Origin of the sequence: Pseudomonas sp. WS 5027 (assembly GCF_012985695.1) — a bacterium.
In the GTDB taxonomy this organism is placed as follows: Bacteria; Pseudomonadota; Gammaproteobacteria; order Pseudomonadales; family Pseudomonadaceae; genus Aquipseudomonas; species Aquipseudomonas hygromyciniae.
The window spans coordinates 24,150-39,234 of the sequence record NZ_JAAQWU010000032.1 but is presented as its reverse complement, the minus strand read 5'-3'; the positions used below and the strand labels follow the sequence as shown (position 1 = coordinate 39,234).

At 61.7% G+C, this 15,085-nt stretch carries 16 protein-coding genes; 5 read left to right on the top strand and 11 right to left on the bottom strand.

What is annotated here, in order from left to right:
• The first annotated feature begins 30 nt into the window (after positions 1-30).
• Together HBO09_RS26820 and HBO09_RS26815 are read left to right on the top strand one after the other, a co-directional pair.
• Positions 31-504: a prepilin peptidase gene (locus HBO09_RS26820; RefSeq protein ID WP_169999281.1), complete on the top strand. Its 474-nt coding sequence runs from the start codon at positions 31-33 to the stop codon at positions 502-504.
• Positions 505-630: 126 nt separating this feature from the next.
• Positions 631-1,413 carry a response regulator transcription factor gene (locus tag HBO09_RS26815; RefSeq protein ID WP_169999280.1) on the top strand — a complete coding sequence of 261 codons (783 nt, stop codon included), beginning with the start codon at positions 631-633 and terminating at the stop codon, positions 1,411-1,413.
• A gap of 158 nt (positions 1,414-1,571) precedes the next feature.
• Here the strand turns inward: HBO09_RS26815 and HBO09_RS26810 are convergent, their stop codons facing one another.
• Genes HBO09_RS26810 through cpaB form a run of 8 tightly spaced genes read right to left on the bottom strand, consistent with a single transcriptional unit; the run spans position 1,572 to position 9,005 of the window.
• Positions 1,572-1,838, bottom strand: a complete 267-nt coding sequence (locus HBO09_RS26810) for a DUF3613 domain-containing protein (RefSeq protein ID WP_169999279.1) — start codon at positions 1,836-1,838, stop codon at positions 1,572-1,574.
• Between the two features lie 19 nt (positions 1,839-1,857).
• Positions 1,858-2,586 carry a tetratricopeptide repeat protein gene (locus HBO09_RS26805; protein ID WP_169999278.1) on the bottom strand — a complete coding sequence of 243 codons (729 nt, stop codon included), beginning with the start codon at positions 2,584-2,586 and terminating at the stop codon, positions 1,858-1,860.
• Positions 2,587-2,596: 10 nt separating this feature from the next.
• The gene (locus HBO09_RS26800; RefSeq protein WP_169999277.1) at positions 2,597-3,484 is read right to left on the bottom strand and encodes a type II secretion system F family protein; all 888 of its coding nucleotides are present in this window, start codon (positions 3,482-3,484) and stop codon (positions 2,597-2,599) included.
• A gap of 1 nt (position 3,485) precedes the next feature.
• Entirely contained in the window at positions 3,486-4,367 is an 882-nt protein-coding gene (locus tag HBO09_RS26795; protein WP_169999276.1) for a type II secretion system F family protein, read from the bottom strand.
• A 10-nt stretch (positions 4,368-4,377) separates the two neighbouring features.
• Positions 4,378-5,649 carry a CpaF family protein gene (locus tag HBO09_RS26790; RefSeq protein WP_169999275.1) on the bottom strand — a complete coding sequence of 424 codons (1,272 nt, stop codon included), beginning with the start codon at positions 5,647-5,649 and terminating at the stop codon, positions 4,378-4,380.
• Positions 5,646-6,839, bottom strand: coding sequence for a pilus assembly protein (locus HBO09_RS26785; RefSeq protein WP_169999274.1), 1,194 nt, complete (start codon positions 6,837-6,839; stop codon positions 5,646-5,648). The genes HBO09_RS26790 and HBO09_RS26785 overlap by 4 nt, the downstream gene beginning before the upstream one ends.
• A complete protein-coding gene (locus tag HBO09_RS26780) occupies positions 6,836-8,038 on the bottom strand; it encodes a type II and III secretion system protein family protein (protein ID WP_169999273.1) in 1,203 nt (400 codons plus the stop codon). The genes HBO09_RS26785 and HBO09_RS26780 overlap by 4 nt, the downstream gene beginning before the upstream one ends.
• A gap of 19 nt (positions 8,039-8,057) precedes the next feature.
• A complete protein-coding gene (cpaB, locus tag HBO09_RS26775; RefSeq protein WP_104911508.1) occupies positions 8,058-9,005 on the bottom strand; it encodes a Flp pilus assembly protein CpaB in 948 nt (315 codons plus the stop codon).
• A gap of 327 nt (positions 9,006-9,332) precedes the next feature.
• On the opposite strand from cpaB, the gene HBO09_RS26770 reads away from it, so the two are divergent.
• Genes HBO09_RS26770 through HBO09_RS26760 form a run of 3 tightly spaced genes read left to right on the top strand, consistent with a single transcriptional unit; the run spans position 9,333 to position 10,202 of the window.
• The gene (locus HBO09_RS26770) at positions 9,333-9,521 is read left to right on the top strand and encodes a Flp family type IVb pilin (protein WP_029297589.1); all 189 of its coding nucleotides are present in this window, start codon (positions 9,333-9,335) and stop codon (positions 9,519-9,521) included.
• 55 nt (positions 9,522-9,576) lie between these two features.
• On the top strand, positions 9,577-9,981 hold the full coding sequence (locus HBO09_RS26765; RefSeq protein ID WP_169999272.1) for a response regulator: 405 nt from the start codon (positions 9,577-9,579) through the stop codon (positions 9,979-9,981).
• 32 nt (positions 9,982-10,013) lie between these two features.
• Entirely contained in the window at positions 10,014-10,202 is a 189-nt protein-coding gene (locus tag HBO09_RS26760) for a Flp family type IVb pilin (RefSeq protein WP_169999271.1), read from the top strand.
• 200 nt (positions 10,203-10,402) lie between these two features.
• On the opposite strand, the gene HBO09_RS26755 is transcribed toward HBO09_RS26760, so the two are convergent.
• From HBO09_RS26755 to HBO09_RS26745, 3 genes are all read right to left on the bottom strand, one after another.
• On the bottom strand, positions 10,403-12,085 hold the full coding sequence (locus tag HBO09_RS26755) for a ShlB/FhaC/HecB family hemolysin secretion/activation protein (protein ID WP_169999270.1): 1,683 nt from the start codon (positions 12,083-12,085) through the stop codon (positions 10,403-10,405).
• A gap of 168 nt (positions 12,086-12,253) precedes the next feature.
• Positions 12,254-13,924, bottom strand: coding sequence for a collagen-like triple helix repeat-containing protein (locus tag HBO09_RS26750; RefSeq protein ID WP_169999269.1), 1,671 nt, complete (start codon positions 13,922-13,924; stop codon positions 12,254-12,256).
• A 312-nt stretch (positions 13,925-14,236) separates the two neighbouring features.
• Positions 14,237-15,085 (bottom strand): MaoC/PaaZ C-terminal domain-containing protein, encoded by an 849-nt coding sequence (locus tag HBO09_RS26745; RefSeq protein ID WP_169999268.1) that lies wholly within the window; start codon positions 15,083-15,085, stop codon positions 14,237-14,239.

The following is a 15,085-nucleotide window of genomic DNA, read 5'->3' as shown; positions in this document are numbered from 1 at the left end:
AATCAATCAGCAAAAAGGGACGGTTTTTACGTGATCCAAGGCCTCGTGGTGTTTGTCTGGTTGATGTTGTGTGCGGTGCAGGATATTCGTCAGCGGCAGATCGCCAATCGGCTGACCCTGGGCGCAGTGCTGCTGGCGCTGCTCTATCTGCTGTGGAGCGGCAGCACTTGGCTCGGCATGTCCAGGTCTGAAGGGGTGTGGGCATTTGTCCTGGCGCTGCTGTTGACGCTGCCGGGCTACGCCCTTGGGCGCCTGGGGGCCGGTGATGTGAAGTTGCTTGCGGCGTTGGCGCTGGCGTCGAATTCGACCTACCTGTTGTGGTCGCTGATAGGTGCCGGCGTGGCCAATGTCGCTTGGCTGGTGTGCGGGCCGCGGCTGTTACCACTTGCCAGTCAAGGCGTTAGGGCGCGCCTGGGTTATCTGGTAGTGGACCCGTCAAAAAAGCTGCCCTTTGCGCCGTTTCTTTTAGTGGGGTTCACCCTGGCCTGGCTGGGGCTCCACTAGTCGCGGGTGCTTTATATTGCTATGTACATAGTCGGAAAGTACGTCTACGTTTATTCATACAAGTGAGTAGGAAGGTTCTTCGGAACGGATAGGTCAATTTTTGGCTTGCCAGGCATGGAGTAGCGCGTGAACAAGCTTACATCTGCAGTAAAAGTGCTCGTGGTCGATGATCAGCCGCTGATCGTGGAGGAGCTTTGCGAATTTCTTGAAAGCAGCGGTTATCGCTGTGTCCCTTGCGGCTCCAGCCAGCAGGCCGTGCAACGTTTCGATGAGGACCCGCAGATCGGCCTGGTGCTGTGTGACCTGCATATGCCGGATATGGACGGTATTGAATTGGTGCAGGCCCTGCAGAAAATCGCCGGCAAGCAGCGTGCCTTCGAAGCCATCATGTTGACCGGCCGAGCCGACAAGCAGGACGTGATCAAGGCGTTGCGCGTGGGGATCTCCGATTATTACCAAAAGCCCATCAACCTCAACGAGTTGCTCGAAGGGTTGCAACGCCAGGAGGCCGTGCTGGAGGAGCGCCACAAGAGTCTGCACCTGGGAAACTTGAACCAGAAGCTGCAATACCTTTCTGAATCCATCGACGACTTTTACCAGGACCTGGACAAGGTCCGTCGCGGCCCGGCGCCGCAAACCGATGGCGAAGGGGCAAGCGAGGAGGCCGAGCGCCTGGAGGTGCCGGCGATCTTCAATCAGTTGTCACCCCGTCAACTGGACGTTGCCAGGTTGGTGGGCAAGGGCCAGACCAACTACCAGATTGCCTGTGAGCTGGGTATCACCGAGAACACGGTCAAGCTGTACGTGTCCCAGGTGTTGCGCTTGACCCATATGCATAACCGCACCCAACTGGCTTTGGCGCTATCGCCGAGCAACTCGGCATTGCGCCAGCGGGTGACGGCGCACTGATGGTTTGCATATAGCCATGTGGGAGCGGGCTTGCTCGCGAATGCGGTGCGTCAGAGCCAGATATGCTGACTGACATGCCGCATTCGCGAGCAAGCCCGCTCCCACATTTTGAGTGGGGTACATCCCATGGTTCTCCAGTGGCCGTGAGGTCGCCTAGATTATTTGCTACCGCCCGAGCTTGCGCTGTCCTCGCCGAACTTTTCGGGGATCGCGTACCTTTTGCTTTCCAGCCAACGCTGCATCGCCAGTTCGCGCTCGGTGGGCGTTGCCCTCTGCACCGTGGGTGAGGCCGCTTGCCCGCTGACTTGCAGCCCAAGCCAGTTCTCCGTCTCCTGCTGGGCCTTGGACGAGGGCCCAGGTTCGATGGCCAATGCGGTCAGCGGCAAAACCAGCAGCGTCAGGCTGGCAAGGTAATGGAATTTCATCATCGACTCCTTCAAGCGCTTACTTGATTAGTGCGGGCGGTGCATCACTGGTCGCCGCGACCTGGCCCTGGCCCTTGGCCTTGGCGACTGGCGTGCCGGCGGCCTTGAGCTTCTCGGCCCGGGCCTGGGCCTCGGTGACCTGCTCGGGGCTCAGGCCCACCTGGCTGGCCAGTTGTGCGGCCTGGCCCCAGTTGTCCTGATAGATCAACAGGGTCACCAGGTTGACGGCCGCCAGTTGATCGCTTTGCTTGAGCTCCATGGCCGTCATGAATTCAAAGCGCGCCTCTTCCAGGCGCCGTTGGTTGAGGTAGACCACCCCCAGGTCGTTGCGGATTTTTTCATCGGTGGGCGCCAGTTGCGCTGCCCGTTGCATATGGGCCAGGGCTTGCACGTTATCGCCCTGGGCCGCCGCCAGTTGCCCCAGGCCATGTTCACCTTCGGCGGCCATGCAGGTGCCCAGCAGGCTGCGGTACAGCGGTTGCGCTTCGCTGCGTCCGAGCAGGCGGTAGACCTTGGCTTTGCGCTGGCGCACTTGCGGCAACGACTCCGGCAGGCTTTGCAGGTTGGCCAGGCTGGCGTGCATCTTCCCTTCCTTGGCCATGTCGTCGGCCAGGTTCAGCGACAACTCTTGTTCGGCGCTGGGCTTGGCGCAACTGCCCGGGGTCATCAGCGCCGACCAGGGCATCTGGCCGTTGCTGGCACAGCCGCCGAGCATCAGCAGGCTCAGGCCTGCAATCAGTGCTTTCATCGAGCGCTCCTCAAAAACTGCTCAGGGCCCGGGAGATCGCAATGAATGCCGGCCCCCCCAGCACAATCAATAAAGCGGGAAACAGGAAGACCATCATCACCACCGACATCTTGGCCGACATCTTCGAGATGAATTCCTGCAAGCGGGTCAAGCGGCGGTCGTCGAGCAGTTGCTTGAGGGCCAGCAGCGACTTCATGGCGCCGCCGCCCTGCTGGATCAGTTGTTGAAGAATGATGCAGGTGTCGGTGAACTCGTCCACGGCCAATAACCGGGCGGTCTTGCCCAGTTCCTCGCCCAGCTCCAGGCCCGAGTCGACCCGTGACAGGATCAACCGCAGTTCCTGGGTCAGCGCCGGCAGCAGGCGCTGCGCCTCAACGCTCAACACGCGCAGGGACTGTTCAACCGCCATGCCCGACTCGAACAAGATGCGCAGCAGCGGGATGAAGGTCGACACCTCGCGGGAGATTTGCTGTTGCCGGGCCTTGGCCGCACTGGCGAGGATGCGCTTGGGGAGCAGGTAGCCCACGCCCAGGCCGAGCAGGGGCGCGATCCATGGAGAATCGGCGTCGGGAAAGATCAGTTCTTCGCCCACCAGGATCACGCCCGCCAGCACCAGCGGCACGCCAATCTGGCAGGCGGCGAAGATCGAGCGCTGGTTGGCTTTGCGCCAGCCCACACGGTTGAGCAGGATCTGGGTTTCGTTGTCCATGCTCACCGAGCGCTGGGCCAACTGGCTGCTGCCAAACTGGCTGAGCAGGGTACCGAAGCGGTCACCGCGCACCAGTTGGCCTTGCAGGCGTTGGTTGACCAGGCGCTCGCGGCGGCGCTGGCTCAGCAACTGGCCGACGATCAGCGCGAGCGCGGCCAAAAACAATAAGGCACTGATCAGCAGAACCATCTCAAATACTCCGCAACATGCGCCACATCGTCAGGCAGCCCAGCACCTGCATGGTCAGCGCGGCCAGCAGCATGTAGCGGCCGCTGTCGTCGTTCCACATGGTCAGCAGGTAGCCGGGGTTGATCAGCATGAAATAGCCCACCATCGCAATCGGCATGCCGGCCAGCACAAAGGCAGTGACGCGGGTCTCGCCGGTCATGGCGCGCAACTGCCGGGCGCCTTGTTCCCGTTCGCGAATGACCTTGATCAGGTTCTCCAGCAAGTCACTGGCATTGCCGCCGTAGCGGTGGTTGACCTTGAGTCCCAGGGCGAGCATGCGGAACTCGTCCTGCTCGTAGAATTCGGCGAAATCACTGGCGGCCTCGGGCAGGCTGACCCCCAATTGCACGTTGCGCTGGATACGCTCCATGGCAGGCTTCAACGGCGCCTCGGTACTGTCGATGGCCCCCAGCAACGCGTCGGCCAGGGTACGCCCGGACTTCAGGCTGCGCACGGTATGGTCGAGCACTTGCGGCAGTTGTTCGATCATCCGTTTCACCCGCCGCCGATAGCGCCAGGCGATGTACAGCCGCAGGATCAGGGGCGGCAGCACGAGCATGGCGGCCAACCCGACCCAGCTCCACACCAGAAAGCCGAGGAGCGCGCCCAACACCCAGCAGGTCATCCACAGGCCCAAGCTGTCGGTGGGTTTGCCCAGGCCCGCGCGCTGGAACATGCGCTCCAGACCGACCCAGCGCCCGCGCTCTTCGGCCAGCAGCGGCTGCCCTTCGGCAAGTCGTTCCAGGACGCGGTCGGTTTCCGCCTGGTGCAGGCCACTGACAAACAGGTGCAGCGACACGCCAATCAGGATCATGCAACTGAACATCAGGATGGCGCCGGTCATGGTGACGCTCCTATAGCGGCAGGGCGGATTCGCGGCGCAGCTTGTCACCCGCCGGGTTGACCGCCTCGCGCAGGAAACCAAAGCCAGTGCGCCGGTCATGGCGGAACAGGGTGTTGGTGACATACACGTCGTCGCGCACCCCCACGACCTCCACCACTTCACTGACGCAGCGCCGGCCATCGGGCATGCGGGTCAACTGGATCACCACATCCAGGGCCGCACAGATCATCTGGCGCAGGGTTTTCTCCGCGACCACGCGACCGGTCAGGCCCACCAGGGTTTCCAGGCGCAACAGCGCGTCCTGGGCGTTGTTGGCGTGCACGGTACTCATGGAACCGTCGTGGCCGGTGTTCATCGCGGTCATCACATCCAGCACTTCCACGCCGCGGATCTCGCCGAGGATGATGCGGTCCGGCCGCATCCGCAGGGCGTTGCGGATCAGGTCGTTGGCCTTTACCTCGCCATGCCCTTCGGCATTCGGCGGGCGGGTTTCCAGGCGCACCACGTGGGGGTGGCCCAGTTGCAGTTCGGCGACGTCTTCGATGGTCACCAGGCGTTCGTGGGGGTTGATCAACTGGCTGAGGATATTGAGCAGGGTGGTCTTGCCGGTGCCGGTGCCGCCGCTGATCAGGATATTGCAGCGCTTGCCGACCGCTTCCTGGAAGAACTCGAAGATCGCCTGATCGATGGTCTGCATCGCGACCAGGTCGCTGCTCTTGAGCATGTCCTTGCGAAACTTTCGAATCGACAGGCACGGGCCGTCCAGGGCAATCGGCGGGATGATCGCGTTGACCCGGCTGCCATCGGGCAGCCGGGCATCGACCATCGGCGATGACTCATCCAGGCGCCGACCTAGCGGTGCGAGGATGCGTTGCATGACCCGCTCCACATGATGGGCGTCGATAAAACGCAGGTCGCTCTGATGCAACAGGCCGTCGCGTTCGATAAATACCCGGTGCGGGCCGTTGACCAGGATCTCGGTCACCGAGGGGTCGCGCAACAGCACTTCCAGCGGGCCGAAGCCAGTCAGTTCATCGACGATTTCTTCGGCCAGGCGCTCCATCTCATAACGCGAAATCGCCAGGTGCATGCGCGTGATGTATTCCGACACCTTGTCGATGACAAATTGCGCCAGGGATTGGCGCGAGCCTTCCAGCAGGTTTTTGCCTGACTCTTCGATGGCGTCGATGATGTAGCGGTGCAGCACCAGTTTCAGACCGTCGTGATCCACCGCACTGTTAAGTCCGCGGGCGGGTGCGCCGAAGAGTTTTTCGCTGCTCATTTGGGAGTCCCCAGCAGCCGATCGAACCAGCGGGTGGAGGGTTTTTCCAGACCTTCGGAGCGCTTGGCCAGGCGTTCACCGAGGGTCTTGAGGCTTTGCGTCAGGGTCTCCCGGGGCGCAAGGCTGAATAAGCTTTGCCCCTGGTTTTTGGCGTTCAGGCGCACCTCGGGGCTGAAGGGCAACACGGCGATGGCCTCCAGGCCGAAGCTCTTTTCCAGGGCCTCGGTGTCCGGCGCGGCACCTTTGAGGTAGCGGTCCACCAGCAGCTTGGCATGATCAAGCTTCATGCCTTTTTCCCGCCACTGATTGAGTACCGCCAGGTTGCGCCGGCAGTCGAGGACGTTCTGGTCGGTGCACCACAAGAGCTTGTCGCAATGGCTGACGAAGGTGCGCAACGCTTCGCTGTCGCGCTGGCCGGTGAGGTTCACCACGATGTGCTGGAAGTGCTGGCGCAGGGCGCTGAGCAGCATGTACAACTCGGCGGCGCTGGTCATTTCCAGTGGCTCGTCGCTTTCGGTATAGGCGAGGATGCGCAGCCCACCCTCGGTGGCGGTGAATGCGCTGTTAATCAGGGTGGTGTCCAGGCGGCGCAGGTGGCGCAGTGCATCGCCAAAGTTGAACGAACTTTCCAGGCCCAGCAGCGCCAGGCTGTCGCCACGGGGCAGGCCCAGGTCCAGCAGCAGGGTCTGTTGACCACTCTTTTGCACCACCATCGCCAGGTGGCTGGCGAGCAGGGCGCCGTCGGCATTGCCCTGGGTGCCATACAGCACGGTGAGGCCGCCCAGGTGTGCGTTGTGCGCCACCGGTGGCAGGCGCTTGCTCAGGCGTCGCACCAGGCCGGCGACTTCGCTGGAGCGTGAGCCGTAGGCGACAAAATCCCGCGCGCCGGCACGCATTGCGTTGAGCACCAGTTGATTGTCCATGCCGTCGCCCAGGGCGACGATGGCCAGCATGGGCTTGGCTTCCAGGGCACCTTCGATCAAGGCGCTCTGGGCCACCACATGCTCGCGGTCCAGGCCCACGAACACCAGGTTGGCGAAGGTCACGTCCACCAGGGCCAACAGTTCATCAAGGCTGCCACCACCGGCACTGACCACTTGGCCCAGGGGCGCCAGGGCGCCTTGCAGCCATTCCAGGTCGGTGGTGTTGCGGGTGATTGCCAGGAACGTCTGGCTCAGGCTATCGCTCATTGGGAAAGTCCTGTGCGTCGGTCGAAGTTGCCGTTTTCCAGGAAGTACAGGCGATACCAGTTGGGGTCGTAGGTGCGCAGTTTTTCCCCGGGCAGGGACGGCAGGCGTGCGTTGGCGGCCAGGGGCTGGACCAAGTGCGGGGTGACGATCATCAGCAGCTCTTTTTCCTCGCGGCTGACGTTGCTGTCGCGGAAAAACGCGCCGAGGATCGGGATATCGCCCAGGCCTGGAAACTTGCTGATGGTGGAGCGGTTGTTATTGCTGATCAGGCCGCTGATCACAAAGCTTTCGCCATCGGCCAGGGACACCGTGGTGTCGGTGCGGCGCACGGTCAGGGCCGGCACCTGGATGCCCTCTACCTGTAGGGCGTTGGCGTAATCCAGCTCGCTGACTTCCGGCGCCACCTTCAGGGAAATCCGCGTGCGGTCGATCACGGTCGGGGTCAGCGTCAGGCGGATACCGAACTCTTTGTACTCGATGGAGATCGTGTCGCTGCCGGCGCTGGGCACCGGGATCGGCACTTCGCCGCCGGCCAGAAAGGTCGCACTGTGCCCGCTCATGGCGACCAGGCTCGGACGCGCCAGGGTGTAGGCAAAACCGCTGCGTTCCAGGGCATTGATCACCGCCGAAAAACGCCCACCACCAATGCCGATGTTAAAACTTTCGTTATCCAGCGGCAGGCTCATCCCGGCGGTGCGCGGGCTACCGAACAGGAAGTTGCGCGTGCCGCCAAAGATCGAGGTACTGGCCTCCTTGAGCTTGGTGCGGCTGACTTCCACAAAGCGGATATCGGTCTGCACCTGGCTCGGCAGGGACGGGTCGTCGGAGGGCGACAGGGCCATGCTGGTCAGGCTTGAGCTGGCCTTGCCCTTGACGAACACCATGCTCTGGCGCGGGGCGCTGGAACAACGGGTCCAGACCATCAGGCTAGTGGCGCCAGAGGCAACGCCGGTGAGCAGGAACGCGCGGTCACCATTGAGGTGTACGTCGGCGATTTTGGGGTCACCAATGGCCAGCCGGGTGATCGCCACCGGTGACTGCAGGTTTTGCTGCAAGCCTTCGCCGACCTCGACCACTGCCGGCAGGGCACCCAGGTTGCTGCAGGTGTCCGAGGCGCCGAATGCCAGGCCGACAGGCAGGCTGGCCAGCATCAAGGCCCAGGCCATTTGAGTGAACGCAGGTGCGAAACGTTGGCTCATTCAGGGCATCCTTGCTCAATCAGGGGTTTTGTTGGGTCGCTTGGTTACCACGTATGACCTCGATGCCGGAGCGCCTGGTTTCGTTGGCGCCCCCGGCTTGCGCGACTCTTTTCGGGGCCCCGAGCATCGCCAGTTGAGTGAACTGGTACAGCTCGCGATTAGCGCTTTGCAGGTTGGCGGGGGCCTCGTTGTTGCCGGCCCAGTACTGGCTCAACAACTGCTCATCGGCACTGCGTACGGCCAGGCGCAAGGTGCCGGCGCTGGTTGCCAGCATCAAACGGCTCATCAACTGTTGTGGCACCGCCAACACCACGGTCCGTGGCGGGCTTGCCTGGCGTTGTGCCTGGCGGGCCTTTTCTTCATCGGTGGTGGGCGGGGCTACGGCCGGCTTGCCATCGTTGGTCGGGCCGAGGTTATCGCCCACACTGAGCAGGCGCAGGGCCGGCACGATGACCTGGGCCGTGGCCTCAGGGTTGGTGCCTTCCGGACGCAGGAACAGCAGCACATCCACAAAATCCCCGGGGCTCAACTGGCCGGCGGCGCCGATGACCTCATCGACGGCGACCGCCAGGGCGCGTTCGTCAGGGCGGATCATGCGGGCCAGGGGGCCACCGGCATTGAAGCTCGAATCATCCAGCCAGGTACCGGCAGGCAGTGCTCTCAAGGGCGTGCGGCCGATGGCCTGGTCGAGGCTGGTCAGGCTGCCGGCCGGTGCCGTGCGCAGTCTTTCCAGGGTCAGGTCGGCGGCGGTGAGGGCGATATACGGCGGCACATCATGGGCCAGGACCACTACCGATTGGCGGGTCTGGTCTTCGACGGCGGCGACGGTTTTTTCCACGGAAACGCCAGATGGCGACGGTTCGACAACCGGCTCAGGCGGGCGACTCAGCACCAGCCCCCAATAGCCTGCGAATAGCGCACCGATTAATAACAACCCGGCCAGGATCATGCTGACACGACTGTTCATGAAGGCTCTCCCTATCCTGTTGCACTACGTGCCCGTTTTTCCCAACGAGTTTCTTTCGCAACCAGGCAGCTATGAACATCTAACGATTTCGCTATTTGACGGTAGCCGAGCTAGGACAAAATGCCATTAGCCATCACGATTTATTTTGGAACTATCGACATGCCACCCGAAAACCCGGGTTTATGGCGCCAGTCTTGCGACTACTACTTTGTGATTAATCCGTTCTTACAGTTGTTGAGGTGGATTTTGTTGACAATGCTCTAGTGGCACGCAGCAATCACCGTGCAGCACCGCGATCTGCGCAAGCAAGCGCAAAGGAGAAGTCATATGTTCCTTACCTTCATGATGAAGCTCTACCTTCAACTCCAACTGCTGTTTCATCGCAAAGAGGGCGCTACGGCGATCGAGTACGTGATCCTCGTGGCAGTTATTGCGTTAGTCGTATTGGCAGCGGGGAAATTGCTTGGGCCTCAGATCGCGGCCATGTTCGCTAAAGTTGGGGCCGCCTTGACCTGATTGGCAATAGTGCGATGAGCAAGCCCATCAGTGATTGTCTTGGAAGGTATTGCTCATGAACGCTGTTGTTGCGAGCCGCCAGCAGATCCTGTTGGTGGATGACGAAGAAGATGCCCTCGTTGAACTGGCCGAATCGCTGGGAAACGAGGGCTTTGTTTGTTTCTGTGCCAACTCCGTCACTGACGCATTGCAGGAGCTGACACTGCATCCTGATATCGCGCTGGTCATCACCGACTTGCGCATGCCTGAGGAAAGCGGCATTTCCCTGATCAAGCGCCTGCGTGAGCACACCTCACGCGAGCATCTGCCGGTGATTGTCATGTCCGGCCATGCCGAAATGGATGACGTCAGTGACATGTTGCGCTTGCAGGTCCTGGACCTGTTTCGCAAACCCATCTACCTGGTTCGTTTGATCGATACCCTCAACAGTCTGTTTCCCCTGGCGCGGGGGAAGCCGTGACTCATCCATAGCGCCGGTTCAGGAGAGTTCCTATGTTGCTTGCCTCGCTGATGCGGATGTGTGCTTGGTCGATGCTGCTCTTGCGCCGCAGGGACGGTGCGACGGCCATCGAGTATGTGATTTTGATTGTGGTGATTGCGTTGGTAGTGCTGGCCGCCGGGAAGTTGCTGGGACCGCAGATTGAGACGTTCTTTGGCAAGGTGGGGGATGCGCTGACCTGAGTGCATATCCATTGCTGCGGTAACGGCGGCTATTGTGGCGAGGGGGCTTGTCCCCCGTTGGGCTGCGTAGCAGCCCCTATAAAACTTATTGATTTCTATCAGACGCACCGAAGTGGCCGGTTTTGGGGCTGCTGCGCAGCCCAACGGGGGACAAGCCCCCTCGCCACAGGTCAGCGCGCCTTTATTGGCTCACCCCACCCCTACAACTGATAGCTAAAACTCAACGTATACCGCGGACGTCGGTTAAAGCTATCCAACGCCATATCCGACATCGGCTTGGCCGCCTCCAACGCAATGTTGTAGTACTTGGCATCGCCAAACCGCAGGCCTACGGCGGCCGAGGACATGTCGCTCTCCTTCACTGGCAAGTTGTTGAACCACGCCTTGGCACGGTCGAGCACGATGTAGGGCTGCACGATCCTCACCCAGTCGCCACTGCGGTTGTAGCTGTAGTTGACCTCGTAGGCCACCCCCCAGCCCTTGTCGCCCGAGCCCTGGTCATCCGGATAGCCGCGCCCGAAGTTCTGCCCGCCGAATACCGCCCGTTCGCTGTCGGGCAAGGTGTCGTCGCTCCAGTACAGCGCTGCCGAAAGCACGCCTTGCCAATTGTCGAAGAACTTGTCGCTCTGCACCCCGGACAGGCGCAGGCGGAAGAAGTCCAGGTCCGACTTTATCCCTTCCAGGTCGCTGCGCGTCTTGGCCCCCATGCCGTCGATGCCTTGGTACAGGCCGGCACTGAGGATGCGCAATTGGCGGTTGTCGGCCTTGCGCCAGTCCCCTTCGAAGGCCAGCGCGCGCAGGTCGGTTTCCACGTCGAACCGTTGCGGGTAACCCACCAGTTGATAGCGGGTCCTGTCGTTCACCCCGTAGAAGCGGGTGCCGAGGGTCAGGGACTCGCTGGGCGAGGCGATCAGGGGATGGCTCAGGCCGATGGAGAAGCGGTCGTTCTCCCGGTGCGGCTTGAGTGAAAAACCACCGTCCAGGCGGATGTGGGTGCTCGGGTCGCTGCGATAGCGCGCGCCATACAGGCTCAATTGCGTGCCTTCGGCGTTGATGAACTGGCTGTAGTCGAGCCGGTAGTAATGCTCTTTGTCTTCCCCAGGCGGGAACAGGCCACTGAGGCTCACTTGTTCGCCCATTGATGTGTGGGAATTGCTGGTGCCGGCGATCAAGGCTTGCAGGCCGCCACGGCTGTCGTCGGTCATGCTCATGCTGCTGGTAAACGGTTTGCGGCTGGCCTGGATATTCATATGCGCGGCACCATCGGTGGTGCCCGGTGGCGGTACTTGCGCTTGCAGGGTCACGCCGGGAATCCGCCCCATCAAGGTGGTGTAGCGTTCAAACGTCTTACGGGTCAGCGGGCGTTCGGCCTGGAGCTTTTGCGCCAGCTTGTCGACGTAGGCCGAGACTGCACCAATGTCGCCCTGCACCTGGTAGTCCTTGATATAACCCTCGACCAAAACCACGCGCACCAGGCCCTGTTCGAAGCGTTGGTCGGGCAGGAAGGCGTAGGACAACAGATAGCCATCCTGCTGATAGCGGCGAGTGATGCTGCGGGTGGCTTCGATCAGTTGCGCAAGGTTGGTTTCATGGCCAATCAACGGCTCGAACACCTGGGCGACTTCTTGCAGCGGGTACACCGTGCCGCCTTCGATCTGCAGTTTGCGGATGGTGACCTTGGTGTCCATCAGCAACGGTTGCGCTTGTGCGGCTGGGGTCTCCGGCAGTTGGGTCTGCGGCGTCACCGGGCGGTAGGCATCGGCCGGCAGGTTGGGCACGGGTAGGTTGCGGATGGTGTCGTTGCTGTTGAGGAAGCTGGGTAGGGTCTCGGCGTGGACGTAAGCGCTGAGGGTGAGCAATAACAACGGCGTCAAAACGCGCATAGGACACTCCATGGTCAAAACTGCAGCGGCATTTCGCAGGTTCCCGCCGGGTTCTAGGGCACGGTTCGGGAGTTCCAATAAAAAAGACGAGAGACCCATTGGAATCTCTCGTCTCAACCAAGCGTAGGCGCTGTAGGGGAGGCCGTCTAATGGCCAGGTGCAATTCTTCTATTTGCCGGTCAGGCCCTTGAGCAGTCCGCCTACGCCGGTGGTTGCAGTGGCCGATCCCGACGCCGTGGCGTTGGTGTTGGTGTTGATGTTCAGGCCGCCGAGCAGGCCACCACCACTACCGCCGGTGCCGCCGGTCACTAGGCCACCGACCGAAGATACCGCGCCACCGACTGCGGTGACGGTTTGGCCCAAGGTGTTGGTGACTGGGTTGGCATTGGCTGCGGTGAGGTTGCCGCCGAGGCCGCCGACTGCGCTGCCCACTTGAGTCACCAGGCCGTTGACCGGTGCACCGATGCCGGTCGTGGTGCCGATGTTTTGGGTCAGGCTGCTGACACCCGAAGTCACAGGATTCAGCGCCGCACCCACATTGGTCGCCAGACCTGCCACCGGTGCGGTTGCTGCCGTGTTGGCCACACCATTGCCACCGATCACTGTGCCGAGCGAGGCCACGGTGTTGCCCAGTGCACCACCTGCCACACCACCGGCACTGACGGTGCCATTGGTGTTACCGGCGTTCAGGCCGCTACCGACATTGGCTACCAGGCCGCCCACCAGTTCAGGCAAGCCGGAGGCTGGGCTGGTGCCGCTGCCGGTCCCGGCGGAAGGCGAAACCAGGCCACCGGAAGTGCCTGCTACTGCACCTACACCGCCGAGCACACTGCCCACGACACCGGTGACAGGGTTGCCGGTGCCACCAGCGCCCGCCACTTGACCGCTGAGGCCGGTAACGGTTGAGCCGACTTTATTCAACAGGCCATCGACCGGGGCACCCAGGCCGGTGGCTTTACCCAGGTTGCCGGTGGTGTTTTCCACCAGCGAGACCACAGGCACCAGCACTTTGCCGCCCAAGGTGTTGGTAACCGATCCCAGTGGGCCGGTGGTGCTGGCGGTGCTCAAGGTATCGCCGAGCATGGTGACCGCTTGGCCAGCTTTATCCACCAGGCCACCTGCTGCTCCACCGACGCCGCCAGTAAGGCCGCCGACTACCGGGATACCGCCCAGGGTGGTCGAGAGTGTTTTGCCGGTGTTCGAAACACCGGTACCCAGGTCGGCAACGCCGTTGCCCACACCGGCTACGGTAATGCCCAGGGAGTTGTTGTTGGTGCCCAGGGAGCCCAGGCCATCAGTCAAGCCATCGCTGACGCTACCTACAGCCGTGCCGACGCTGTTCACCAGGCCACCGGCTGTAGTGCCGACGACTGGAACGCCGCCAACGGTTGTGCCGATGCCACCGATAGCTGTGCCTACGTTGCCGAGGGTGTCGCCCAGGTTGGCTGCGATTTGACCGGTTACCAGTGGGCTGGTGGTTGAGCCGGTGCCGCCACCCGTACCGCCGCCAGTACCACCACCTGTGCCACCGCCGGTTCCGCCACCTGTGCCACCGCCAGTACCGCCGCCGGTTCCGCCACCTGTGCCACCGCCAGTACCGCCGCCAGTACCACCACCGGTGCCGCCACCTGTGCCACCGCCAGTACCGCCAGTACCGCCACCTGTGCCGCCGCCGTCACCACCACCCGTACCACCACCGGTACCGGCGCCAGCATCCGGGGACGAGGATGCAACGCTGCTCTTATGACCGCCACCACCACTGCTGCAGCCTCCCAGGCTCATCGCCAAGATAAGGGCCAATGCAGTACTTGCTTTCCACAACACGACTTGAGTTTTCATGATGAGTTCCTTAGCACCTGGTACAGCCTTTGTTGGTCTCGCAAGTTCACCCGTTCTTCAGCAGGCAATACGTGCGTCCGTTGTGGCTATAACAGTCCTCGGCACTCTTTATCGCAACGCTCAACTTGGTATTAACGATTTATATAAAGGCGTGACTATGGGCCTTGGTAATTAATACCAAGGGTATATAAGGCGAATTCTTGTTTGGGGTGATGTTAGGTAAATCAATCACTTGAATAAAATAGCGGGCTATCGATAGCCCGCTATAACTTAGGTTGTATATATACAATTTATCAGCCAGTTAACCCGGTTTCAGGCAATCGGCTGCCACTTGCCGAGCATATGTTCGATATCGCCAGTACCCTTGAGTTGCAACTCGCCGCTGGAGCCGGGCGCACTGGTCAACAAGATGACCTCGCCAGGCAGGCGTAGCGGTTTCTTGAACTCAACGTAGATCTCGATGTTCGCTGCGGGTAGATGTTCATGCAGGGCCGCCACCGTGCGTGCCTTGTTCCACAGGCCATGGGCGATCGCCTGGGGGAAGCCGAACAGCTTGGCGGTGAGGGCGCTCAAGTGGATCGGGTTGTAGTCACCGGAGACCCGGGCGTACCGCCGACCGATGTCGGACGGTGCCTTCCAGCGCGTCAGTTCGCTGACCGTCGTGGGCGCTGGCAGGGATTGCTCTGGCGCCTCACCATCGAGTTTCACCCCGCGACAGAGCATTCGGCTTTCACCTTCCCACAGCAGACCCAGGGAATCCTCGACAGTGGTGATCAGGTCAAAGGTTGCGCCCTTGGCGTGGGGTTGCAGGTTGCGCGTATGCACACTGACCCGCACGTCGCTGACCCCACCCATGGGGCGAAACACGCGGATACGGTTGCTTAAATGCACCAGCCCCAACAGCGGGAAGGGGAACTCCCGCGCCGTCAGCAACTGTAACTGCAGGCCGAATGCCAGGATATGTGGATAAGTCGCCGGCAGCACCGGGCTCTGGGTAAACCCGCAGACCTTGCCATAGGCCGCCACCGCCTCGGGATTGACCTGCACCCGGCAGTGCAGCCCTGACGTGGGCAAGGTGGTGCCGGTGATCTTGCGCTTGAGCGCGGCGCGCCAACACAGCGGTGGTAGCGCCGGGCTGCTGGGTAATGTGTGCCACAGCAT